The sequence below is a fragment of the Clostridioides sp. LIBA-2809 genome (assembly GCF_056688965.1).
On the sequence record NZ_CP197004.1, the window covers coordinates 829002 to 855113 of the forward strand.

The window sequence follows — 26112 nt, forward strand, 5'->3', positions numbered from 1 at the left end:
GTCTAAATTAATGCGATATTAAAAAAATTTTATATAAAAAATAATTATAGCTTCAAATGAATATATACAAATGTTCAATTTGAAGCTATAATTAATATTAAAGTAGGAAAAATGAAAAAATTCAAAAAAATTAGTCCAAAAAATGCTATTCTAAGAAGTTTTTACTAATTAAGTTTAGGGAGTAAAAATCTGTAACAAGTCCAAAAAGTAATGAAAAATAATAAATACACAATCAATATATAAAAACAAAAAATGACTAGAAATAATTCAAACTTGATTTAAAAAAAATCAAAACGTAATTTAATTAAACTAAAGTATCAAAAAATAGGTTTAGGTATTAAAAAATAGCCTAAAACAGGCAGTAAAATTAACTTAAATTAGGTACCAAAAATTAAATTTTTATGTATTATCTAATTTTGTTAAAAAAATATTTAAATCTAAAGCAAAGTACTGAAAATTAGTATATAATCAACTTAGAAAGCATTTATTTTATTATTTTATGACATGAAGTCAGTCACCTGGGGGATTTTAAAAATCAAAAAAAGGGGATAGGAATATGGATGAAAAAATGTTAACAATTGATTTAAACAGCCAGAAGATGATAGCAAAAGCTAGAGAAGAAGGCGTAGAAACAATGTATGATAGAAAAGAAGGCTTTAAGGCACAATGTGGTTTTGGTCTTCAAGGTGTTTGTTGTAGAATATGTGGAATGGGACCATGTAGAATAAGTCCAAAGACTCCAAGAGGGTTATGTGGAGCAGATGAACACACTATAGTAGGTAGAAACTTTGCAAGAATGGTTGCTGGTGGGACAGCTGCCCATTCAGACCATGCTAGAGATATAGCACATACATTAGCATTAGCTGATCCAAATGGAAACTATAAAATAAGAGATGAAGCTAAGTTAATAACTTTAGCTAAAGAATGGGATGTAGAAACAGAAGGTAGAGATATCTATGATGTAGCACATGAAGTGGCAGAAATTGCATTAATGGAATTTGGAAAACCTTTTGGGACATTAAGATTTATAAAAAATGCGCCAGAGCCAAGACAAAAAATATGGAAAGAATATGCTATAGAACCAAGAGCTATAGATAGAGAAATTGCAACAATAATGCACTCTACTCATATAGGATGTACTGGTGATATAGACAGTTTAATACACATGAGTCTTAGAACTTCTATGGCTGATGGTTGGGGTGGTTCTATGATAGGTACTCGTCTAAGCGATATCTTATTTGGAACTCCAGTGCCAAGAAGAACAGAGGCTAACTTAGCAGTATTAGAAGAAAATAAAGTTAACATAATATTACATGGACATGAGCCAGCATTATCAGAAATGATAGTTTTAGCTTCAGAAGAGCCAGACTTAGTAGCTTTAGCTAAAGAGGTTGGAGCAGATGGAATAAACTTAGCTGGTATGTGTTGTACAGGTAATGAGATTACAATGAGACATGGTGTAAGAATAGCAGGAGACTTTCATCAACAAGAACTTGCAATAATAACTGGAGCAGTTGAAGCTGTAATAGTTGACGTTCAATGTATATTCCCTGCATTAGCTAGAGTTGCAGATTGTTACCATACTAAATTTGTAACAACTTCTCCAAAAGCTAAAATAACAGGTTCAACTTATATTGAATTTAGAGAAGAACAAGCACTTGATGATGCTAAAGCAATAGTTAAAGAAGCTATTTTAAACTTTAAAAATAGAGATAAATCAAAAGTACTTATACCTGAATTAAAATCAGGAGCAACAGTTGGGTATAGTGTAGAAGCAGTAGTAAACCAATTAGATAGAGTTGTAAACTCTCATATAGACCCAGCAGGAACAGTTAAGCCATTAACAGACTGTTTAAAATCTGGAGTATTAAGAGGAGCAGCTGGTGTAGTTGGATGTAACAATGCTAAAGGAGTTTCAAATGAGGCTCACGTAACAATAATGAAAGAATTAATCAAAAATGACATAATAGTAGTTACTACAGGATGTGGTGCTTCAGCAGCAGCTAAATTTGGTTTAATGGAAACTGATGCAGCTGAAAAATATGCAGGTAAAGGTCTTGCAACTGTCTGTAAATTAGTAGGAATCCCACCAGTACTACATATGGGTTCTTGCGTTGATATAAGCCGTATACTAGATTTAGTTGGAGCAGCAGCTAATTACTTAGATATGGATATGTGTGACCTTCCAGTTGTAGGTATAGCTCCAGAGTGGATGTCAGAAAAAGCAGTTGCTATAGGATGTTATGTTGTGGCTTCTGGTATAGATACTTATCTAGGAATAATGCCTCCAATAACTGGTTCTTCAAGAGCAGTAGATATCTTAACTAGTGAATTAAAAGATAAAGTTGGTGCAACATTTACTGTAAACACAAATCCAAAAGAATTAGCAGCTACAATAATAGAAGATATAGAGAAGAAACGTGTTCACTTTGAAGCATTAGTTGAAGAAAAAATGGCAGAAAAAGCTGAAGCTTAAGAAATAAAAAAATCATAGAAAAAACGATTTTATAAACAAGTTTATGGTTGAATAAAGTCAAATATTAAAGTAAAGAGTATCAAAATACAATGAATATACTGAATAAATAAAATATAAACAATATAATGAAGAATAATAAAACTATACATGCTGCTTTGAAAAGCTAGTAAGGTAAATGTAATTGGTTCCTGTAAGAACTAGCTGTAGTTTATTTTTAGTGTATAAAAAAATAATTAACTATAAAAATTGACTACATAGAAAGCAAATAGAAATAAAGGTGGTAAGGATTATGAAGATAGCAATAACAGGTAAAGGTGGAGTAGGTAAAACGACTTTTTCTTCAATGCTCTCTAGGATGTTTGCTGAAGACGGATACAGAGTTGTTGCTGTTGACGCCGACCCGGATGCTAATTTAGCTTTAGCACTAGGTTTTCCAAAAGAAGTATATGAATCAATAGTACCTATATCAGAAATGAAGAAATTAGTTTCAGATAGAACAGCTGCTTCTGTAGGTTCATTTGGAAAAATGTTTAAGATGAATCCTAAAGTGGACGATATCCCTGAAAATTTCTGTAAAGAATATAATGGAGTAAGATTACTTACATTAGGAACAGTAGATTCTGGCGGCACTGGATGTGTATGTCCAGAGCATGTTCTTTTAAAAAGATTATGTTCACATTTAATACTACAAAATAAAGATGTAGTTGTTATGGATATGGAAGCAGGAATTGAACATTTAGGAAGAGGAACAGCCCAAGGAGTAGATGCTTTTATAGTAGTTGTAGAACCAGGAGAAAGAAGTCTGCAAACATATAGAAAAGTAAAAAAACTTGGACATGATATAGGAGTAAATAAGGTATTTGTTGTAGGAAATAAAATTAGGAATAAAGAAGATGAAGAATTTATAATCAAAAACTTAGAAGATGGAGAATCTTTAGGATTTATTTATTATAATCAAGATGTTATAGATTCTGATAGAGCTAATCAATCTCCATATGATTCTAGTGAAACAACAAAAGCACAAATTAAAGCAATAAAAGATAAATTAATGTCATTTAAAGATAAATAGAATTTTGATTTGGGATTTTAGGTTGGTTAAAGGTTAGACATAGGTAATAGATAGGTAATAAATAAGTAATTAGATAAATAACTAGCTATTAAGTTTGAATATTTTAATAGCTTAGTAGCTAGTTTTTAAGCAATTTTACATGTATAATTATCTTATAAAATATAATTTTTACATATTAATACAATTTTTAGAAAAAATTATATTTTAAATCTATTTAGGTTGTGGGAGGAGATTCAGTTATGGGATTTAAATCTGATATTGAAATAGCTCAAGAAGCTAAACCTCAAGATATTAGAGAGGTTGCAAAAAAATTAGGACTAGGTGAAGATGATGTAGAACTTTATGGTAAATATAAAGCCAAAGTTGACTACAATCTACTAAAAAGAGACACTGGTAAAAAAGCTAAGTTAATATTAACTACAGCTATAAACCCAACTCCAGCAGGTGAAGGAAAAACTACTACTACTATAGGTGTTGCTGATGCATTTGCTAAGTTAGACAAAAATGTACTAGTTGCTTTAAGAGAACCATCTCTAGGACCAGTATTTGGTGTTAAAGGTGGAGCAGCTGGTGGAGGATATGCACAAGTTGTTCCTATGGAAGATATAAACTTACACTTCACAGGCGATTTCCATGCTATAGGAGCTGCTAATAACCTTTTAGCTGCTATGCTTGATAACCATATTCACCAAGGAAATGCTCTTAGAATAGACCCTAAGAAAATAACTTGGAGAAGATGTGTAGACATGAACGATAGACAACTTAGAAATATCGTTGATGGTATGGGTAAAAAAGGTGATGGAGCAGTTAGACAAGACGGATTTGATATAACTGTTGCTTCTGAGATAATGGCAGCATTCTGTTTGGCAAGTGATATATCTGACTTAAAAGAAAGATTAGGAAACATAATAGTTGGATATAGCTACGAGGGTGACCCTGTAACAGCTAGACAATTAAAAGCTAATGGTGCAATGGCTGCATTATTAAAAGATGCTTTAAAACCAAACTTAGTTCAAACTCTTGAAGGAACACCATCATTTGTACACGGTGGACCATTCGCAAATATAGCTCATGGATGTAACTCTGTTATAGCTACAAGAATGGCTATGCACTTTGCTGATTATGTAATAACTGAAGCTGGATTCGGTGCTGACCTTGGAGCAGAAAAATTCTTAGATATAAAATGTAGAATGGCAAACTTAAAACCAGATGCTGTTATAATAGTTGCTACTGTAAGAGCATTAAAATACAATGGTGGAGTTGCTAAAGCAGACTTAAATAACGAAAACCTAGAAGCTCTTGAAAAAGGACTTCCAAACTTATTAAAACATGTTGAAAATATAACTCAAGTATATGGATTACCAGCAGTTGTTGCAATAAACAGATTCCCACTTGACACTGAAGCTGAACTTAAACTTGTTGAAGACAAGTGTAAAGAATTAGGTGTAAATGTTGCTCTTTCTGAAGTATGGGCAAAAGGTGGAGAAGGTGGAGTTGCAGTAGCTAAAGAAGTTTTAAGATTATTAGATGAAGAAGAAAATAACTTTAGATTCTGCTATGAAGATGATTTATCTATAAAAGACAAGATAAATGCTATAGCTACTAAGATTTATGGAGCAGATGGTGTAGATTATACTCCAGAAGCTGATAAAGAAATAGCTAACTTAGAAAAACTTGGATTTACTAAGGTTCCAGTATGTATGGCTAAGACTCAGTATTCTTTAACTGATGACCAAACTAAATTAGGTAGACCAACAGGATTTAGAATAACTGTAAGACAAGCAGCAATTTCAGCAGGAGCTGGATTTATAGTTGCACTTACTGGAGAAATCATGAAGATGCCAGGATTACCAAAAGTTCCAGCAGCAGAAAAAATAGATGTTGATGAAAACGGAGTAATAGCTGGATTATTCTAAGCACATTAATTTATAAATAAAGAGTAGGAAATATCTTAAAATAGCTCGAATAATTTGAGATATTTTCCTACATCCTTTCAAGGAGGATTATAATGAAAATAGCAGATAAAACTTGTGTTGATTTTGTAGAAGTACTATCTTCTAAAGAAGCAGTACCAGGTGGCGGTGGAGCAGCTGCACTAGTTGGTGCAATTGGTATGGCCCTAGGTAGTATGGTCTGTAATCTTACAATAGGAAAGAAAAAGTATGCTGAGTATGAAGAAAGTGTAAAAGAGATATTAAGTAAAGCTGGAAAACTAGAAAAAGATTTATTAAAAATGATAGATGATGATGCAGAATGTTTCTTACCATTATCGAAAGCTTATGGGCTTCCTAAAGAAACAGAAGAAGAAAAAAGAATAAAAGCAGAAACAATGGAAAAAGCACTTAAAGTTGCTTGTGAAGTACCATTAAATATAGTAAGAGTTTGCTATGAAGCTATTAAGTTACATGAAGATTTAGTTGATAAAGGTTCAAGACTTGCTATAAGCGATGTTGGTGTAGGAGTTCAATGTTTAAGAGCTGCTATACTTGGTGGACAATTAAATGTAGTTATAAATATAAATTCTATACAAGATAAAGAATATGTTAATAAGGTAAAAACAGAGGTAGATAAATTAGTTGAAGAAGGCGTAAAGACTTGTGATGAAGTTTATGCTAAAGTTGAAAAAGCTCTTGGAAAATAATTTTTAAATGACGAAAGTAAATACTATGTTGTTAATATGTGGTATATAGAATAAATGAATTTAAGTTTGCTTGTAGGGGAGTTGTGAATATATGGAAGGAATGTCAACTAAAGGACAAATTATAAAAGGAAAACCTGTAGCTGATAAAATTAGTGAAGAGTTAATAAAAGAAGTTGAGTTATTAGTTAAAGAAGGTATAAGTCCTAAACTAACAATAGTTAGAGTTGGAGCAAGAAGTGACGATTTATCATACGAAAGAGGCGCACTAAAAAGATGTCAAAACATTGGTATAACAACAGAAGTGTTAGAATTAGCTGAAGATATAACTCAAGAAGAATACATTGATGTATTAAAGAGAGTTAATGATGACAAAAATGTTAATGGTATATTATGTTTTAGACCTCTTCCAAAACACTTAAATGAAGAAGTTATAAAATATGTTATTGCACCAGAAAAAGATGTAGACTGTTTTAGTCCAATAAACTCTGCTAAAGTCATGGAAGGTGATAAGAGTGGATTCCCACCATGTACTCCTACAGCAGTAGTGGAAATATTAAAACATTATAATGTTGATTTAAAAGGAAGTAAGGTAACAGTTCTTGGAAGATCAATGGTTGTTGGGAAGCCAGTATCAATGCTTTTATTAAGTGAACATGCAACTGTTACAATATGTCACTCAAAGACTAAAAATTTATCAGGTGTAGCAGCAGACGCGGATGTATTAATAGCAGCTATTGGTAGAGCTAAGATGGTTGATGAAACTTTTGTTAAAGATGGGGCAGTAGTTATAGACGTTGGTATAAATGTTGATGAAGAAGGAAATTTATGTGGAGATGTTGATACAAATGCAGTTTTAGATAAAGTATCAATGATAACTCCAGTTCCAGCGGGGGTTGGTTCAGTTACAACATCTATACTTGCAAAACATGTAGTTAAAGCTTGTAAATTACAAAATAATAAATAGATATATATAAGTGGAAGGTTTAGGGGGGAAGTAGATATGATAATTTCTGAAAATAAACCATTAGAAGAAGTACTAGGGTACTTAAAGAATTTTGACAAGCTAGTTTTAGTTGGTTGTAATCAATGTGCAGCAACTTGTAAAAGTGGTGGAGAAGAAGAAGTTTTAAAAATGAAAGAAACTCTTGAAGGCGAAGGCAAAAAAATCTTAGGATATGTAATGCTTGACCCTGCTTGTAACCTTTTAAAGTCTAAAAAGGATTTAAAGGCTCTAAAAGAGGAGACTAAAGAAGCTGATGCAGTTTTATCTTTAGCATGTGGAGATGGTACACAGACAATAGTTAAGAACCTAAAAGATAAGCCAGTTTATCCAGCAAACAATACTTTGTTCATAGGGGAAGTACAAAGGGTTGGAGAATATGAAGAAGCTTGTAAAGCTTGTGGAGACTGTGAACTTGGTTGGACAGGTGGGATATGTCCAGTAACTATGTGTGCTAAAGGTCTTATGAATGGAGCTTGTGGTGGAGCTAAAAATGGTAAGTGTGAAGTAAATGCAGAGAATGATTGTGCTTGGATAAAGATATATGAAAGATTAGAAGCTATAGGACAATTAGGCAACTTAGCAGAAATAAGACCACCAAAAGACTACTCTAAGCAAAATAATCCAAGAAGTTTAAGTGCAAAGAAAAAGAAAGAAGCAGCAGCAAATTCATAAAAGTTTTTTTTTAGAAGGTTAAAAGGGGGATTAGAGATGAGCTTATTAAGAGAAACATTAGAAAGTGGAAAATTTGCAGTTACTACTGAGATGGCTCCTCCAAAAGGGACTGACCTTTCACATTTAATAGAATGTGCAAAGCCATTAGTTGGAAGAGTTCATGCAGCAAATGTAACAGACTTTCAATCAGCAGTTATGAGAGCAACTTCTCTTGCTACATGTAAATTACTAAAAGATGCTGGATTAGAGCCAGTTATTCAAATAACAGGGAGAGATAGAAATAGGATAGCTATACAAGGAGAAATGTTGTCAGCAGGTGTATTTGGGATAAACAATCTGTTGGCACTAACAGGAGACCATACTAGCGTAGGAGACCATCCACAAGCTAAAGGAGTCTTTGATTTAGATTCTGTTGGGATACTTCAAACTGCTGAGACTTTAATGGCAGGTACGGACATGGCTGGTAATAAATTAAAAGGTTCTCCAGATTTTTATTTAGGAGCATCAGTAACTCCAGAATATTCTCCAATAGAAGTTCAATTATTAAAAATGCAAAAGAAAATAAAAGCTGGGGCTAAATTTTTCCAAACTCAAGCACTTTATGACATAAATACAATGAGAAAGTTTAGAGAATTAACAAGGGATATGGATTGCAAGGTATTAGCAGGGATAGTACCTTTGAAATCACCAGGAATGGCCAAATTTATGACTGCAAATGTACCAGGAATATTTGTTCCAGATGAACAAATCGAAAGATTAAGAGCAGTTGGAAAAGAAAACTGGGTAAGCGAAGGAATAAAAATGGCAGGAGAACTTATCAAACAATTAAAAGAAGAAGATTTATGTGATGGTGTTCATATAATGGCAATTGGGGCAGAAGAGAATATACCTGCTATACTAGATGCCGCAGGTTTATAGTATTTTAATATTGTAGATTATATAAGGTTTGGGGGAATTAAGGATGAAGATAGTAGTAGTAGGTGGTGGACCAGGTGGATATGTAGCAGCTATAAAAGCTTCTATGCTTGGTGCAGAGGTAACAGTTATTGAAAAAAGAAGAGTTGGAGGAACTTGCTTAAATGCAGGATGTATACCAACTAAAGCACTTCTTGCTTCTTCTGGAGTATTAAACACTGTAAGAGAAGCAAAAGATTTTGGTATAGAAATAGATGGAACAGTTACACCAAACTTCACTGCCATAATGGAAAGAAAAAATAAAGTTGTAAATCAATTAATAAGTGGGATAGAATTCCTATTTGAAAAAAGAGGCGTGAAACTAGTTAATGGTTTTGGAAAATTGATTGATAAGAATACTATAGAAGTAACAAAAGAAGATGGAACAGTAGAAACTATAAAAGCTGACAAGATAATACTAGCAAATGGTTCTGTTCCAGTTGTACCAAGAATGTTCCCATATGATGGAAAAATAGTAATAACTAGTGATGAAGTTCTTGGACTTGAAGAGATACCTGAGTCTATGTTAATAGTAGGTGGTGGAGTTATAGGATGTGAGATAGGGCAGTTCTTTAGAGCCTTAGGAACAGAAGTAACTATAGTTGAGATGGTTGACCAAATACTATTAAATGAAGATAAAGATGTAGCTAAACAACTACTTAGACAATTTAAGAAAGATAAGATTAAAGTTATCACAGGTATTGGAGTACAAACTTGTGAAGTAGTTGATGGTAAAGCTGTTGCAACTCTTTCTAATGGAAAGGTTATAGAAGCACAATATGCACTAGTATGTGTTGGTAGAAGACCTAACCTTGATAATTCTGGAGTAGAAGATATAGGAATTGAAATGGAAAGAGGAAAAGTAGTAGTTAATGAGCATCTTGAAACTAATGTAGAAGGTATATATGCAATAGGCGACATAATAGATACTCCTTTCTTAGCACATGTTGCTTCTAAAGAAGGTATCGTAGCAGTTGAAAATGCTTTAGGTAAGACTAAGGTAGTAGATTACAGAGCAATTCCAAGATGTGTTTATACAGAACCTGAAGTTGCTGGTGTTGGAAAAACTGAAAAACAACTTGAAGCTGAAGGTGTAGAATACAATGTAGGTCAATTTGACTTTAGAGGTCTTGGAAAAGCACAAGCTATAGGACATTTCCAAGGATTTGTAAAGATTATAGCTGATAAAGAAACAGATAAAATAATAGGTGCAGCAGTAGTAGGACCTCATGCTACAGATTTATTAACAGAGTTGTCACTAGCTGTTCATCTAGGATTAACAGTAGAACAAGTAGGGGATGCAATACATCCACATCCAAGTTTATCAGAAGGACTAATGGAAGCTCTTCACGATGTACATGGTGAATGTGTTCATTCTGTACCTAAATTATAATACGTAAACAGAGTACATAAGGCTCTGTGGCTGATTTAAGGGGGAAGTCTTAAAATGGGATACAATATAGCTGTTGCAGGAAAAGGTGGAACTGGTAAAACAAGTCTCACAGGGCTTTTGATTGATTATTTGGTTAAGGACAATAAGGGACCAGTATTAGTTGTAGATGCTGATGCCAATGCTAATATAAATGAAGTATTAGGTATCGAAGTTGAAGCAACGATAGGAGAAATAAGAGAAGAAGTAAATCAAAGAGAAAAGTTAGGCAATGCATTCCCTGGTGGTATGACAAAAGCACAATATCTACAATTTAGATTGAACTCTATAATTGAAGAAGGCGAAGGATATGACTTATTAGTAATGGGTAGATCAGAAGGTGAAGGATGTTATTGTTTTGTAAATGGAATACTTAGAGAACAAGTAAACAAAATATCTGGTCATTACAAATACTTAGTCATGGACAACGAAGCTGGTATGGAACATCTAAGTAGAAAAGTCACTAGACATGTTGATACACTTTTATTGGTTAGTGATTGCTCAAGACGTAGCATACAAGCTGTTGCTAGAATAAGAGATTTAGCTGAGGAACTAAAGTTAAATGTTGGAAGAATACTTCTAATTGTAAATAAAGTTCCAAATGGGGTTATGAATGATGGTGTTAAAGAAGAAATTGAAAAACATAACCTAGAGTTAATCGGTGTTGTACCTATGGATGAATTGATATATGAATATGACTCTACAGGTATTCCTTTAGTTAATTTACCTGAAGATTCAAAATCTAAAGTGGCTATGAAAGAGATTTTTGCTAAATTAGAATTAAAATAGGTTTAAGGGGGAAAAAAATATGGCATTTAAAATGTCTACTCAAAAATATTCTGGAAAAATATCAGAAGTTGAAGTAGGAATAGGGGAAAAAGCAATTAAATTAGGTGGGGAAAATGTATTACCTTTTTATAGTTTTGATGGAGAAGTAGGGAATTCTCCAAAAATAGGTATACAAATATCAGACGTTTACCCTGAAAGCTGGACTGATTCATATAAAGAGTTATACAAAGATGTAGCTAATTGTCCAGTAGAATGGGCTAAATATGTTGAAGCTAATACACAAGCAGATTTTATTTGTTTAAAATTTGATGGTTCTGACCCAAATGGATTAGATAAGTCAGTTGATGAATGTGCTGATGTAGCTAAAGCAGTAGTTGAAGCAATAGAATTACCTTTAGTTGTAGCTGGTTCAGGAAATCATGAAAAAGATGGTAAATTGTTTGAAAAATTAGCTCAAACATTAGATGGACATAACTGCTTATTTATGTCAGCAGTAGAAGATAACTACAAAGGAGTAGGAGCATCAGCTGGTATGGCTTATGCACACAAAGTTGGAGCTGAGTCTTCTGTTGATATAAACCTAGCTAAACAATTAAACGTACTGTTAACTCAATTAGGCGTTAAAGGCGAAAATATAGTTATGAATGTTGGATGTTCAGCAGTTGGTTATGGATATGAGTATGTTGCATCTACTATGGATAGAATTAGACTTGCAGCATTTGGTCAAAATGATAAGACATTACAAATGCCTATCATAACACCAGTAGCTTTTGAAGTAGGTCATGTTAAAGAAGCTATAGCTCCAATAGAAGATGAGCCAGATTGGGGTTGTCCAGAGGAAAGAACTATAGCAATGGAAGTTTCAACTGCAGCAAGTGTTTTAGTAGGTGGTTCAAACGCAGTTATACTTCGTCATCCAAAATCAATAGAAACTATAAAAGAATTGGTTAACGCATTAGCTTAATTAAATTGTTAAGGTTAGGGGGAAAAAATAATGGCATTAAAAGCTTTAGATATATTTAAATTAACACCAAAGAAAAACTGTAAGGATTGTGGATTCCCAACTTGTATGGCTTTCTCTATGAAGGTTGCTTCAGGAGCTGTAGAAGTAGGTAAATGCCCACACATGTCTGATGACGCTATAGCGAAATTGTCAGAAGCTACAGCACCTTTAATGAAAGCTTTAAAAGTTGGTACTGGTGCATCTGAATATGAACTAGGTGGGGAAACAGTATTATTTAGACATGAAAAAACATTAGTAAGTAGAAATAGATATGCAGTTTCATTCTGTACTTGTATGAGTGATGAAGCAGTAGATTCTAAAATAGCTAACATGAAAAAAGTTGACTATGTAAGAATTGGTGAACAAATGAAAGTTGAAATGGTTGTTTTAGAGTACTGTGGAGACAAAGAAGCATATTTAAAATTAATAGATAAAATAAAAGGTAGTGGATTAGAAGTAGCTTACATTTTAGCTTGTGATGATGCACAAGCAGTTAAAGAAGCTGTTGAAGTATTAAAAGATGCTAGACCAATGGTATATGGAGCAACTAAAGAGAACTACAAAGATATGATAGAAGTAGTTAAAGGAGCAAGTTTACCATTAGGTGTAAAAGCTGGTAGCCTAGAAGAATTATATGAAACAGTTGAATTAGTTCAAGCTGCTGGATATAAAGAATTAGTATTAGATGTAACTGGAGAAAACATAAAAGATACTTACACTAACGCTATACAAGTTAGAAGAATAGCTTTAAAAGAGCAAGATAGAACATTTGGATATCCTTCAATAGTATTTGCAAATAGATTATCTAATTCTAACCCTATGATGGAAATTGCTTTATCATCAATGTTTACTATAAAATACGGTTCTATAATAGTAATAGATGATATCAGTTACGCTAAGGCATTACCATTATTTGCATTAAGACAAAATATATACACTGACCCACAAAGACCAATGAGAGTTGAACCAAAGATTTACCCAATCAATAACCCAGATGAAAATTCTCCAGTATTAGTTACTGTTGACTTTGCATTAACTTACTTCATAGTTGCTGGAGACATAGAAAGATCAAAAGTTCCAGTATGGTTAGTAATACCAGATGCAGGTGGATATTCAGTTCTTACATCTTGGGCTGCTGGTAAATTTGGTGGAAATTCAATCTCTGCTTTCATTAAAGAAAGTAAAGTAGAAGAAGTAACTAATTGTAAAGACCTTATCATTCCAGGAAAAGTTGCAGTACTTAAAGGTGATATAGAAGACAATTTACCAGGATGGAGTGTAGTTATAGGACCAGAAGAATCTATGGAATTACCTAAGTTCTTAAAAGGATACCAAGAAAAAGCATGCCAAACAAACTAATAAAATATTAACTAACTATTAATATTAAATTTAAAGGGGGACATTATAAATGGAAAAATTTATGATTATAGGTGAAAGAATACACTGTATCTCACCTTCAATAAGAAAGGCATTAGCAGAAAGAGATCCAGCTCCAATATTAAAAAGAGCGAAAGAACAATTAGAAGCAGGAGCACATTATATAGATTTCAATATCGGACCTGCTGAAAGAGATGGCGAAGAAATAATGACATGGGGAATCAAATTACTTCAATCTGAGTTTAACAATGTTCCTATAGCACTAGATACAGCTAATAAAAAAGCTATTGAAGCTGGACTTAAAGTTTATGATAGAACTAATGCAAAACCAATAATAAACTCTGCTGATGCTGGTTCAAGATTTGATTTAATAGATATAGCAGCTGAATATGAATCAATGGTTATAGGCTTATGTGCAAAAGAAGGTATCCCAAGAGATAATGATGAGCGTATGGCTTACTGCCAAGAAATATTAGAAAAAGGCTTAATGTTAGGAATGGAACCAACTGATATACTATTCGACCCATTATGCTTAGTTATAAAAGGTATGCAAGAAAAACAAGTAGAAGTTTTAGAAGCTATAAAAATGATGACTGAAATGGGACTTTTAACTACAGGAGGATTATCTAACGTATCTAATGGATGTCCTAAACATGTTAGACCTGTTTTAGATAGTGCATTCTTAGCAATGGCAATGGCCAATGGATTTAGTTCAGCTATAATGAATCCATGTGACCCAGAATTAATGAAAACTGTAAAATCTTGTGACATAATCAATGGGGCATCTTTATATGCAGACTCTTTCTTAGAGTTAAATGAAGGTGGATTTGCTTTCTAGGGTTTTTAGGGTATAGTTAATAAAAAATAGGTATAAATATTAAAGGGGGAAATAGAATGAATCTATATAATATAATCTTTACAGGGTCAGAACAAGCTTTAGGTGCAGCTCAAGCTATGCTAGCTGAAGCTATAGAAAAAAATGGAAAAGAACATAAAGTTGCATTCCCTGACACAGCATATTCATTACCTTGTATATATGCTGCAACAGGACAAAAAATGAACACTTTAGGGGACTTAGAAGCTGCTTTAGAAGTAGTAAAATCTTTAATAAACAGAACTCATTTATTAGAACATGCTTTTAATGCTGGTTTAGCTACAGCTTTAGCTGCAGAAGTAATTGAAGCATTAAAATACTCAACTATGGATGCTCCATATAGTGAGCCATGTGCAGGTCATATAACTGACCCTATAATCAGATCACTTGGTGTACCACTAGTTACAGGAGATATACCTGGTGTTGCAGTTGTTCTTGGTGAATGTCCTGATGCTGAATCAGCAGCAAAAGTTATAAAAGATTACCAATCTAAAGGTTTATTAACTTTCTTAGTTGGTAAAGTTATAGACCAAGCGATAGAAGCTGGAGTAAAAATGGGTCTTGAACTAAGAGTTATACCTCTAGGATACGATGTAACTTCTGTTATCCACGTTGTATCTGTTGCAGTAAGAGCAGCATTAATATTCGGTGGATTAACTCCTGGTGATTTAAACGGATTATTAGAGTACACAGCTAATAGAGTTCCTGCATTTGTTAATGCATTTGGACCATTAAGTGAATTAGTTGTATCTGCAGGTGCTGGAGCAATAGCTTTAGGATTCCCAGTTGTAACTGACCAAACAGTTCTTGAAGTTCCAATGAACTTATTAACTCAAAAAGATTATGATAAGATAGTAGCTACTTCATTAGAAGCTAGAGGAATAAAAATAAAAGTTACTGAAATACCTATACCAGTTTCATTTGCAGCAGCATTTGAAGGTGAGAGAATTAGAAAGAGCGATATGTTTGCTGAGTTTGGTGGAAATAGAACTGAAGCTTGGGAACTTGTTGTTAAGAAAGAAGCAGCAGAGGTTGAAGACCATAAGATAGAAATAATAGGACCAAATATAGATGAAGTTGAAGCAGATGGTGTATTGAGATTACCACTTGCTGTAATAGTTAAGATAGCTGGTAAAAACATGCAAGATGATTTCGAGCCAGTACTTGAAAGACGTTTCCACTACTTCTTAAACTATATAGAAGGTGTAATGCACGTTGGACAAAGAGATATGGCTTGGGTAAGAATCTCTAAAGATGCATTTGATAAAGGATTTAGACTTGAGCATATAGGAGAAGTTTTATATGCTAAGATGTTAGATGAATTTGAATCAGTAGTTGATAAGTGTGAAATAACTATAATTACAGATGCTGAAAAAGTTTCTGAATTAAAAGGTGAAGCAATAGCTAAGTACAATGCTAGAGATGAAAGATTAGCTTCTTTAGTTGATGAAAGTGTTGATACTTTCTATTCTTGTAACTTATGTCAATCATTTGCACCAGCTCACGTTTGTGTTGTTACTCCTGAAAGACTTGGTCTTTGTGGAGCAGTTAGCTGGTTAGATGCTAAAGCTACTAAAGAACTAGACCCAACAGGTCCTTGTCAACCAATAGAAAAAGGCGAGTGCTTAGACGATAGAACAGGTGTATGGAATTCAGTAAATGAAACTGTAAACCAAATATCTCAAGGTGCAGTTGAAGCTGTTACATTATACTCTATATTAGAAGACCCTATGACTTCTTGTGGATGCTTCGAGTGTATCTGTGGTATAATGCCAGAAGCAAACGGATTTGTTGTAGTTAATAGAGAGTTCCCAAGTGTTACTCCAGTTGGTATGACTTTCGGAGAACTTGCTTCTATGACAGGTGGAGGAGTTCAAACTCCAGGATTCATGGGACATGGAAGACATTTCATATCTTCTAAAAAGTTTGCTTATGCAGAAGGTGGACCAGAAAGAATAGTTTGGATGCCAAAAGAATTAAAAGATTATGTAGCTGATAAATTAAATGCTACAGTTAAAGAAATGACTGGAATAGAAAACTTCTGTGATATGGTTTGTGATGAAACTATAGCTGACGATTCTGAAGGCGTATTAGCTTTCTTAGAAGAAAAAGGTCATCCAGCATTAGCTATGGAAAGTGTAATGTAATTGATGGAAAATTTAAAATAGTGTGATATAATATTAATATGATTTAAATAATTTAATCAATAATATAATATTGGGGGTCTATCGAAATGAAATTATTACCAGAATTAAAATACTCTAAAGATCATGAGTGGGTGAAAGTAATTGATGGAGATGTTGTATATATAGGTATAACAGATTATGCTCAAGATCAATTAGGAGAAATATTATTTGTTGAAACACCAGAAGTAGAAGATACTGTAACTAAGGGAGTAGATTTTGGAGTAGTTGAATCTTCTAAAGTAGCTTCTGATTTAATATCTCCTGTTAATGGTGAGGTACTAGAAGTTAATGAAAAATTAGAAGATGAGCCAGAATGTATAAATGAAGACCCATACGAAAACTGGATATTAAAAGTAAAGCTAGCTGATGTTGCTGAACTTGATACGTTATTAAGTGATAAAGAATACGAGGCTGGATTAGAATAATTAAAGATTAGTATATTATTATAATTGGGGAAAGTATAGTAAAATTTGAGTGCACGCAAATTTAGCTATACTTTCCTTTTATAATATATAGAACAAATTGGGAGGGATAGTATGATAAAAGTAACTTTTACACCAAACAATAAAGAAGTTTATTGCAATGAAGGGGACGTATTATTAGAAGTTGCAAGAAATGCAGATGTATTTATAGATGCTCCTTGTAATGGAAATGTATCCTGTGGTAAATGTAAGGTAAAATTATTGAACGGGAAAGTTGACACAGAAAAAACAAGACATATAACGGATGACGAGTGGGAGCAAAGTTATATATTAGCTTGTTGTACAAAAGTAGTCTCAGATATAGAAATTGAAGTTCCTTCTAAACTATCATCTTCTATGCATGGTATGAAGATAGAAGGTAGTAATAAAAAAGAAGATAGAGAAATATTTGAAAGAGCTAAAAAGATAATCGAAGAGCATAATCTTCAATTTAAAACAAATATAAAAAAGAAATACATAGAAATGGAAGAGCCAAACTTAGATGATAATATAAGTGATGTAGATAGATTAGAGAGATATGTTAGAAATAATCTAGGATATAATGAAATAGATTTTAGACTAGATATACTTAGAAAGATGCCAACAGTATTTAGAAAGAGCGATTTTAAAGTTACAATAACATACGTCCAAAAACAAAAGAAGCTTACAATTATAAATATAGAAGAAGGCAACAAAGAAAATTCATTGTATGGAGTTGCAATAGATATTGGTACAACTTCAGTAGTTGTATGCCTAGTTGACTTATATTCAAAAGAAGTAGTAGACAAAGCATCTTCTGGAAATGCACAGATAAAATACGGAGCAGATGTTATAAATAGAATTATATATTCAACTAAGAAAAATGGATTAGAGACACTTAATAAAGCTATAGTTGAAGAAACTATAAATCCTCTATTGAAAACAATATACGAAAGAAATGGCATAAATAAAGAGGATGTAGTTACATTAGTAGCTGCTGGAAATACAACCATGACAAGTTTATTCTTAGGTGTGTATACAGACTTCTTAAGACAAGAGCCTTACATACCTCCATTTTTAAAATCTCCAAAACTTATGGGTGAAAATGTAGGTCTTTTTGTAAATGACAGTGCATATGTGTACTTAGCTCCATCTGTTGCAAGTTATGTAGGAGGAGATATAACAGCAGGTGTATTATCAGCAGGTATATGGTCAAGTGAAGAAAATGTTTTATTTATAGATTTAGGAACTAATGGAGAGATAGTATTTGGTAATCAAGATTATATGATGAGTTGTGCATGTTCAGCAGGACCTGCCTTTGAAGGTGGAGGTATAAGCTGTGGAATGAGAGCATCAGCAGGAGCAATAGAAAAAGTAACTATTGATAAAGAAACTTTAGAGCCAACTTTAAAGATTATTGATGAATGTGCTCCAGTTGGTATATGTGGTTCTGGTATAATTGATTTAATTTGCCAAATGATTACTAAAGGTGTAATAGATAGAAGAGGTAAGATATACAGAGATTTAGATAATAAGAGAGTTAGATTTAATGAGCATGAGATAGGAGAATATGTATTAGCATTTAAAGAAGAATTTGATTTAGAAAATGATATAGTAGTCAATGAAGTTGATATAGATAACTTCATCAGAGCTAAAGGAGCTATATATTCAGGTGCATATACTCTTGTAGATAGCTTAGGTATGGACTTTAGCATATTAGATAGAGTTTATATAGCAGGAGGTATAGGAAATAACTTAGACATAGAAAATTCAATAATTATAGGATTACTTCCTGATATTGAGAGAGAAAAATTCACTTATATTGGAAATAGTTCTCTTGTGGGTTCTTACTTAGCTCTTATAAGTAAAGATGCAAAAAATAAGCTTGAAGAAATAGGTAATCAGATGACTTATGTTGAACTTAGTGTATATCCAAGTTATATGGATGAATTTATATCTGCATGCTTCTTACCACATACAAATATAGAGCAGTTCCCAACAGCAAAAAGATTACTTGAAGAGTAAAACATAACTTAAAAGGAATAAATTATGAATAAAAATTTATCTGAAAAAATGAAAATGGCTTTTGATGTTAGACTAAATAATTTTGGGAATAAAATAGAATTTGCTTATCCTAATCAGACACTAGCACTTAGTACTACAAGTAATAAATGTAGTTTAAAGTGTGCTCATTGTAATGGTCACTACTTAAACAATATGGTGCCAATCGAGAATTATAAAGAAAAAGTACAGTCAAGAAATATAACTAGTTTTTTATTAAGTGGTGGTTGTAGCTATGAGGGAGATGTTCCAATAAATACACATATTAAGACTATTAAAGACTTAAAAAAACAAGGATATAGATTGAATGCTCATTTAGGGCTTATGGATAGAGATAGCATTATAGAGTTGTGTAAGTATTTAGATATAGTTTCTTTTGATTTAGTATTTGATAAAGAAACAATAAGAGAAGTTTATAAGATGGAAAAAAGTAAAGACGATTATATCGAAGTTTATAATACAATAAGAGAAAATACAGAAGTAGCACCACATATATGTATTGGTTTAAAGGGAGGACAAATAAAGGGTGAATATGAAATTATAGAATACCTACAAAAAAATCCTCCTAATAAACTTACATTTATAGTACTTATTCCAACAAAAGGGACTGAGTATGAGAATGTAGAACCACCTGAGCTAGAAGGAGTAGCAGATATCTTATGTGAAGCTAGAATTAATTTACCAGATACGGAAATTAATCTAGGCTGTATGAGACCAAGAGGAACGTATAGAAAAGAGCTAGACCAGCTATCTATAATGTGTGGAATCAATAGAATAGTATTACCATCAAAGTCTGCTAAGAGTAAGGCTATAGAAATGAATATGACAATAACTGAGTGTAAGGAGTGTTGCGTTTTATGATTAGACTATCATCTGGGACAGCAATAGAACTTGGAATATTAAACAAAAAAAGCGATATACCTCCTACTACAGCATATATAATGATTGGAGAAAAATGTATAAATAAATGTAGTTTTTGTTCTCAATCAATAGAAAGTAGTACTAGAAAAGATAAGTTATCGAGAGTAGTTTGGCCAGAGTTTTCTAAAGAAGAAATATTGGATGCTTTAAGAATTTATAAAGGGAAAAATATAAAGAGAATATGTATTCAATCAATGGCAAGTGAAGAAGCACATAAGTCTGTTTTAGATTTTATAAATTATATAAATGGGAAAATAGATATGCCGATTTCATTATCTGCAAAATTAGAGAGTTATGAAGAAATAAATAAGTTTTTTTCAGCAGGAGTAGATAAAATAGGAATAGCTATAGATGTAGCAAATAAAGAATTGTATGAAAAAATAAAAGGAAATAATTATGATGAAAAGTTAAAATTTATAACTGAGATGTCAAAATCATATCCTAATAAAATAAGTACTCATATAATAGTTGGTATGGGTGAAAGTCATGAGGATATATATAATCTATATAATTATTTAAAGGAAAATAACATAACGATTAGCTTATTTGCATTTACTCCAGTTAGAGGAACTAAAATGGAAAAAATAAGCCAACCAAATATAGAAAGTTATAGAAGAGTACAATTAATGTCTTATATGATAAATAAAGGCTACTCAAAAGAATGTTTTGAATTTAAAAATGGATATTTAGATAATATCAAACTTGATAATGATATTATAAAAGACATAAACAAAGGTTATCCTTTTGAAATAAGAGGATGTAAGGATTGCAATAGACCATATTATAATGAAAGACCAGGAAGTACTATATACAACTATTCAAGACCTTTAAATCAAAGTGAGATAGATTTAGCTATAAAAGAAATAAATTTATAAATGATTTCTAGGATATATTTGTACTAAAGATGGAGGCGTAATAATCATGAATCAGTGGAGAGTTATACATAATAAATCATATGATGGTGCAATGAATATGGCAATTGATGAAGCTATATTTACTGCATATAAGAAAGGACACAATAAGCCGACACTTAGATTTTATACATGGGAGCCAGCTTGTTTAAGTATAGGATATTTTCAGAAATTGGAAGATGAGATAGATTTGGATAAATGTAGATGCATGAATATAGATTATACTCGAAGAATTACAGGGGGAAGAGCTGTATTACATGATAATGAGCTAACTTATAGTATAATTATAGGAGAAGAGAATCCTTTGATTGACAAGAGTATTAATCTATCTTACAGATATATAAGTGAAGGTCTAGTTAAAGGATTAAATTTAAGTGGAGTAGAAACAGATAATTTAAATAGAGGTGAAAGAATAAGTAGGGAAAATCTATCAGCTGCATGTTTTAATGCACATGCATCATATGAAGTTACTATTAATAATAAGAAGGTTATTGGGAGTGCTCAAAGCAGAAAAGATGGAGTTTTATTGCAACATGGTTCAATAATATTGAATTTCGATGTAGAAAAATTATTTGAATTAATAAAAACTAAAACACCAGAATTTAAGGAAAGGGCTATGAAATTTACAGCTAAGAAGGCTAGTGGAATAGAAAATGAACTTGGCAAAAAAATAGACATAGATATTCTGCAAGAAAATATAGTAAAAGGATTAGCTGACCAATTTAATGTTGAGTTTGTAGAAGGCGATTTGACTGATTATGAGAAGCAATTAGCTAAAGAATTATATGAAAAATATAAGAATGAAGAGTACAATAAAAAGCGTTAACTTTAATTGACTTTATGTAAATTAAAGTGCTATACTTAAGGTATAATAATATACGAAAATTGAAATCATGAAGATTTCTTTGGTGTATTGAAATACCTAAGGGAATCTTTTTTTGATTTTTAATAAAAATCATATTAGGAGGAGATTTATATGTGTGAATCATCAGCTTTCATTTGTAAAAGTAATAATGAGTTAGAAAAGGTTATGGAAAATGTGGTTAATATAGACCCTTGTGATGGAAAGATTTATTTAACTGATTTACTAGGAGAGCAAAAGATAATAGATGGGATAATTAAAGAAATAAGATTGATGGACCATAAGATAATAATACAAGAAAATTAATTAATAGGGGAATTTCATATGATAATAGCAGTGATAGATGGAATGGGTGGAGGTATTGGAGCCCAGATAGTTTCTTCTTTGAGAGAAGAATTACCTACATATGTAGAAATTTATGCACTAGGGACTAATTCTATAGCAACTAGTTCTATGATGAAGGCTCATGCTAATAAAGGGGCTACAGGGGAAAATGCTATAGTAGTGTCAGCCAAAAAAGCAAATATAGTAGTTGCACCTATTTCTGTAATAATACCTAATTCTATGATGGGAGAAGTTACTTGTAATATAAGTGAAGCTATTTCAGACAGTGAGGCACTAAAGATACTGTTACCTATTATGCCAGAAAATATAGAATTAGTTGGATTAGAAGGTAAACCATTAGCACTACTTGTAAAAGATTCTGTAAATCTTATAAAAAAAGAATTTAATATAAAATAACAGGGGGAATAACTAATGATTTTTGATAGAGAGATTGTAAGATATCATCATGGTAATCATGACCATGACCACTGCCACGAACATACTCATGGAGATATGTGTCATGAACATCCGCATGACCATGCTCATGACCATGACCACGAACATAGCCATGAGGAATCATCAGAGTCTAAAGATGAAAAAACTTTAAAAATACTTTTAGTACACTGGATAAATCACAATGAAACTCATGAAGAAGGATTTAGAGAGTGGGTTGAAAAAGCTAGAGCTATTGGAAAAGAAGAGACAGCAAAGAGTATCGAAAAAGCTATAGAGTGTATGGAAGAGGCTAATAAGATGTTATTAGAGGCTAAAAAACATATGTAATATAATTAATCGCTTATATGTTTGATATAAGCGATTTTTATGTTTTTGATATTTAATTATTGAAATTTCTAGGAGGTATGTAATATACTTTAATGAGTAAATTTTATTATAAAATTGGGTTATGTGATACTTAGTATTGACATATTGGAGTATTACTATTAAAAGATAGTACTAATGTTAAGATAGCATTAAGACTGTTTAAAATTACTTTAATATTAGATATAATAAAGTTTAGTATGGTTAAAAGATTTTATTTTAGAGTTTAAAGAATTTATATGTTTATATTAAATTTTTTATTTAAAGAAGGGGATGAACTATTTATGAAAGACGGTCATATACATTCACCTTATTGTCCTCATGGAAGTAAGGATGATTTTGAAAAATACATACAAAGAGCAATTGATGTTGGCATAACAGAAATGACATTTACAGAGCATTTTCCATATGCAGATGGATTTAAAGACCCTGCTCCTGAAAATGATAGTTGTATGAGTATTGAAGACTTACCAAAGTATCTCAATGATGTTAAGAGACTGAAGGAAAAATATAAGGGTAAAATTAAGATAAATGTGGGGTCAGAAGTAGACTTTATAGAAGGTTATGAAGAGGGAATAAAGCAAAACTTAGATAAATATGGAGATGAATTAGAAGATTCTCTTTTGTCAGTACATATAATTAAGATTGACGATACTTATTATTGTGTAGATTACAGTGTGGAAGAGTTTCAAAATTTAATTGATAAGCTAGGTAGTATTGAAGCTGTTTATAATAAGTATTATGAAACCTTGATAAAAGCTGTAAATTCAGACTTAGGAATACATAAGCCAAGAAGAATAGGTCATTTAAATTTAGTTAGAAAGTTTAATCAGGCATTTCCATATGATTATAAAGGAAATAAAGTTCTTGAAGATTTAATAAAGTTAGTCAAAGAAAAAGGTTATGAACTTGACTACAATGTATCTGGTAATAGAAAAGAGTATTGTAAAGAACCTTATATAGATGGATACTTATTAAAATTAGTAAAAGAATATGACATTCCACTAGTTTTAGGCTCAGATTCTCACTGTGCAGAGGAAATAGACAACTATAATATTTTTTAGATATGTTCACATAAAAGACTGTAGATAAGTTTGTATAAAATAAATTTATCTACAGTCTTTTGTAAATTTGGCTAATTTAAAACAATAATAGAATTTAAAACTAATATATTTTATTTGTATGCTCTTGTATTAATTTAAAACTTAGAAAGCTTATTTTGTGCTTAAAGTGATTACTTCATAAGTTTATCATTTTCCATTATTATCGGGTCAAGTAATTCTCCTTCACCTTCTGTCATTTTCAATCTATTAAACATATAATTTTTCACATCTTTTTTACTTTTAAATCTGGTAATTTGATAAGGCGATGTAACTCCATACTTTTCTATAAATAAAATATCCTTGTCAGTCTTAATACATATACCTGTATGACCTATAAATACATTTTTAGTTTCTGGATAACGAAGAAAACCACTTATAATGGACATATTTTTATTATCTTTAAAAGATATCTTTCTCTTTTTCCATTCCTTTTTTATTTGTTCTGCATTTTTATTTATATCATTTGTATCTTTAGTCGGTATTGCAGAAAAAAAGTTGATAAATTTCTCTACATCTTTGGGGCTAAATTTAGCATCTTTATTGTTTGATATAGTATCTAAATCTATACTTAAATCAATGGAATCTCCAGTAAATTTCTTGTTTGAATTTATAAAATCTTTAAAAAGTCTAAAGGCTGTTATTCTACAATTTACATCCATATAATCAGGAAATTTTTTCATCCAATTATCTTGTAATTTTTCTAGGTCATATGGAACTTGTTTTGCATTCGTTGAAGAATATCCAGATTTAGATAAACTTATATTATTTTGCAGTATTTTAACTTGCTGTTTGTTATAACTATTAATTGCTTTAATAAATGCATCTACATCTTTTTTATCAACCTTATTTTTTTCTAAAACTTTTTTTACATCATTTTGAGTTTTTTTATCTATCATATTAGAGTATATTAATTTATTATTCTTAACAGCTGAATATGCAAAGATAGTAAGTATACTTGATAACACTAAAGCAATGGATAATATTACTATTGATAATTTTTTTTTCACTTATATCTCTCCTTTTTAAATTTATTGTGTCGACATATTTATAGTATATAGTACATTTAATTTTAGCTTCAATATGTTTTTAATTACAAAACTGTTGTAAAAAATATAACTTTATTTAAAACTTTTTTTTAATATTTAAATATATATACTAATATAGGGTATATATTTTTTGAATATTAAGAAAAATACTCTTGATATTTTTGAGTTACTTTGTATAGTAAAAATAAATAGGCTATTGCTAGAAAAGGGAGAAATTTTTAATTTGTTTATTATAAGACTTTAGGTAAATAAGTAGGATTGAAGTATCTAAAAACTTTTATTTTATCAAAAAATTATTTGCTTAGTTTGATTTTAAAGCTATTAATAAGTATAAAAATATTATTATTTAAATTCAACTATTCCTCAAAAAAGCGATTTTTAAGGAATAGTTGAAATGAAAAGTTTGGTTACATAACAGTAATTTTAGTTACAAGAATGAAACTGTAAAACTTAGGATTTTATTTATATAATTGCATTGAGAATATTTAATTTAGGAGGTAAGATATGAAAGTAAAAAAATTTAAAACTGGTGTAGTCTCAGCATTAACAATTATGATGATAGGAGTATCATTGACAAATGTATCAGCTATGGAATTAAATGAGAGCAAGGAATTTGAAACTAAATACAATGAGATGAAAAGAGATTTTCAAGAGGAGTATGGAAAAGAGGACAAATTTAATATAACATTAGATGATGAATTTACAAAAGAGGAAGTGAATGGAGCTAAAGGGATTATAAAGACAACTAATAAAGTGAATAATGAAGTTGTAATCTTAAATTATTTCGATGAGATGAAATCTGGAATTGAATTTGAATTGAAGCCAAAAGAAGAAAAAAATGCAATTTTAAGAGAAGAATTCCAACAAGGATATGGGAAGGAAGATAAATTTAAAGTTGTGTTAGATGATGAATTTACAAAAGAAGAAGTAAATGGAGCTAAAGGGATTATAAAGACAACAGATAAAGAAACAGGTGAAGTTGTTGTATATAATTACTTTGATGAGCTTGAAAAATAATACTAAATGTAAACACGATTGTATTAAAATATAAAATAATTAAATGTAAAAAAGTTGTATCAAAAATATAGGATGACTAAATCTAAAACAATTGTATTAAAAACATAAGATAACTAAATCTAAAAATAATTGTAT

Annotated in this window: 24 protein-coding genes; 23 read left to right on the plus strand and 1 reads right to left on the minus strand. The window is 31.3% G+C overall.

Features of this window, described 5'->3' with window-relative positions:
• Positions 1-556: 556 nt before the first annotated feature.
• The 22 genes from cooS to hisJ all read left to right on the plus strand — a co-directional run bounded on the left by cooS (position 557) and on the right by hisJ (position 23875).
• On the plus strand, positions 557-2476 hold the full coding sequence (gene cooS, locus ACTG44_RS04140) for an anaerobic carbon-monoxide dehydrogenase catalytic subunit (RefSeq protein WP_021383498.1): 1920 nt from the start codon (positions 557-559) through the stop codon (positions 2474-2476).
• Between the two features lie 289 nt (positions 2477-2765).
• The gene (locus ACTG44_RS04145) at positions 2766-3545 is read left to right on the plus strand and encodes an ATP-binding protein (protein WP_021383484.1); all 780 of its coding nucleotides are present in this window, start codon (positions 2766-2768) and stop codon (positions 3543-3545) included.
• A gap of 239 nt (positions 3546-3784) precedes the next feature.
• Positions 3785-5461, plus strand: coding sequence for a formate--tetrahydrofolate ligase (locus ACTG44_RS04150; RefSeq protein ID WP_021383446.1), 1677 nt, complete (start codon positions 3785-3787; stop codon positions 5459-5461).
• Positions 5462-5553: 92 nt separating this feature from the next.
• Complete coding sequence (locus ACTG44_RS04155; protein ID WP_479919893.1) at positions 5554-6186, plus strand: cyclodeaminase/cyclohydrolase family protein; 633 nt, start codon at positions 5554-5556, stop codon at positions 6184-6186.
• Between the two features lie 91 nt (positions 6187-6277).
• Positions 6278-7150 carry a bifunctional 5,10-methylenetetrahydrofolate dehydrogenase/5,10-methenyltetrahydrofolate cyclohydrolase gene (locus tag ACTG44_RS04160; RefSeq protein WP_021383453.1) on the plus strand — a complete coding sequence of 291 codons (873 nt, stop codon included), beginning with the start codon at positions 6278-6280 and terminating at the stop codon, positions 7148-7150.
• A 36-nt stretch (positions 7151-7186) separates the two neighbouring features.
• Positions 7187-7861, plus strand: coding sequence for a methylenetetrahydrofolate reductase C-terminal domain-containing protein (locus ACTG44_RS04165; RefSeq protein ID WP_021383443.1), 675 nt, complete (start codon positions 7187-7189; stop codon positions 7859-7861).
• A gap of 36 nt (positions 7862-7897) precedes the next feature.
• Positions 7898-8779 carry a methylenetetrahydrofolate reductase gene (locus ACTG44_RS04170; RefSeq protein ID WP_021383473.1) on the plus strand — a complete coding sequence of 294 codons (882 nt, stop codon included), beginning with the start codon at positions 7898-7900 and terminating at the stop codon, positions 8777-8779.
• 43 nt (positions 8780-8822) lie between these two features.
• Positions 8823-10208 carry a dihydrolipoyl dehydrogenase gene (lpdA, locus tag ACTG44_RS04175; protein ID WP_021383534.1) on the plus strand — a complete coding sequence of 462 codons (1386 nt, stop codon included), beginning with the start codon at positions 8823-8825 and terminating at the stop codon, positions 10206-10208.
• Between the two features lie 54 nt (positions 10209-10262).
• Complete coding sequence (locus ACTG44_RS04180; RefSeq protein ID WP_021383511.1) at positions 10263-11033, plus strand: carbon monoxide dehydrogenase accessory protein CooC; 771 nt, start codon at positions 10263-10265, stop codon at positions 11031-11033.
• 19 nt (positions 11034-11052) lie between these two features.
• Positions 11053-11997, plus strand: coding sequence for an acetyl-CoA decarbonylase/synthase complex subunit delta (gene acsD, locus ACTG44_RS04185; RefSeq protein ID WP_021383503.1), 945 nt, complete (start codon positions 11053-11055; stop codon positions 11995-11997).
• A gap of 30 nt (positions 11998-12027) precedes the next feature.
• On the plus strand, positions 12028-13395 hold the full coding sequence (gene acsC, locus ACTG44_RS04190; RefSeq protein ID WP_479921363.1) for an acetyl-CoA decarbonylase/synthase complex subunit gamma: 1368 nt from the start codon (positions 12028-12030) through the stop codon (positions 13393-13395).
• A gap of 49 nt (positions 13396-13444) precedes the next feature.
• Positions 13445-14251, plus strand: a complete 807-nt coding sequence (gene acsE, locus ACTG44_RS04195; RefSeq protein ID WP_021383485.1) for a carbon monoxide dehydrogenase/acetyl-CoA synthase methytransferase subunit — start codon at positions 13445-13447, stop codon at positions 14249-14251.
• 56 nt (positions 14252-14307) lie between these two features.
• Positions 14308-16434 (plus strand): acetyl-CoA decarbonylase/synthase complex subunit alpha/beta, encoded by a 2127-nt coding sequence (acsB, locus tag ACTG44_RS04200; RefSeq protein ID WP_021383474.1) that lies wholly within the window; start codon positions 14308-14310, stop codon positions 16432-16434.
• An 86-nt stretch (positions 16435-16520) separates the two neighbouring features.
• A complete protein-coding gene (gene gcvH / locus ACTG44_RS04205) occupies positions 16521-16898 on the plus strand; it encodes a glycine cleavage system protein GcvH (protein ID WP_003418363.1) in 378 nt (125 codons plus the stop codon).
• 111 nt (positions 16899-17009) lie between these two features.
• On the plus strand, positions 17010-18938 hold the full coding sequence (gene acsV, locus ACTG44_RS04210) for a corrinoid activation/regeneration protein AcsV (RefSeq protein WP_479921364.1): 1929 nt from the start codon (positions 17010-17012) through the stop codon (positions 18936-18938).
• A 24-nt stretch (positions 18939-18962) separates the two neighbouring features.
• Positions 18963-19835: a LipS1 family lipoyl synthase gene (gene lipS1, locus ACTG44_RS04215; protein WP_479921365.1), complete on the plus strand. Its 873-nt coding sequence runs from the start codon at positions 18963-18965 to the stop codon at positions 19833-19835.
• Complete coding sequence (gene lipS2 / locus ACTG44_RS04220; RefSeq protein WP_479921366.1) at positions 19832-20770, plus strand: LipS2 family lipoyl synthase; 939 nt, start codon at positions 19832-19834, stop codon at positions 20768-20770. Before lipS1 ends, lipS2 begins: the two co-directional genes overlap by 4 nt.
• Before the next feature lie 46 nt (positions 20771-20816).
• The gene (locus ACTG44_RS04225) at positions 20817-21632 is read left to right on the plus strand and encodes a lipoate--protein ligase family protein (RefSeq protein WP_479918220.1); all 816 of its coding nucleotides are present in this window, start codon (positions 20817-20819) and stop codon (positions 21630-21632) included.
• Between the two features lie 150 nt (positions 21633-21782).
• Positions 21783-21974, plus strand: coding sequence for a CooT family nickel-binding protein (locus ACTG44_RS04230; protein ID WP_003418375.1), 192 nt, complete (start codon positions 21783-21785; stop codon positions 21972-21974).
• A gap of 18 nt (positions 21975-21992) precedes the next feature.
• Positions 21993-22409, plus strand: a complete 417-nt coding sequence (locus tag ACTG44_RS04235) for a DUF3842 family protein (protein ID WP_021383528.1) — start codon at positions 21993-21995, stop codon at positions 22407-22409.
• A gap of 15 nt (positions 22410-22424) precedes the next feature.
• Complete coding sequence (locus ACTG44_RS04240; protein WP_479919896.1) at positions 22425-22775, plus strand: DUF8180 domain-containing protein; 351 nt, start codon at positions 22425-22427, stop codon at positions 22773-22775.
• A 320-nt stretch (positions 22776-23095) separates the two neighbouring features.
• Entirely contained in the window at positions 23096-23875 is a 780-nt protein-coding gene (hisJ, locus tag ACTG44_RS04245) for a histidinol-phosphatase HisJ (protein ID WP_021383517.1), read from the plus strand.
• 170 nt (positions 23876-24045) lie between these two features.
• Here the strand turns inward: hisJ and ACTG44_RS04250 are convergent, their stop codons facing one another.
• Entirely contained in the window at positions 24046-24921 is an 876-nt protein-coding gene (locus ACTG44_RS04250; RefSeq protein WP_479921367.1) for a DUF4300 family protein, read from the minus strand.
• Between the two features lie 543 nt (positions 24922-25464).
• Here ACTG44_RS04250 and ACTG44_RS04255 point away from each other — a divergent pair.
• On the plus strand, positions 25465-25977 hold the full coding sequence (locus ACTG44_RS04255; RefSeq protein WP_479921368.1) for a hypothetical protein: 513 nt from the start codon (positions 25465-25467) through the stop codon (positions 25975-25977).
• The last annotated feature ends 135 nt before the right edge of the window (positions 25978-26112 follow it).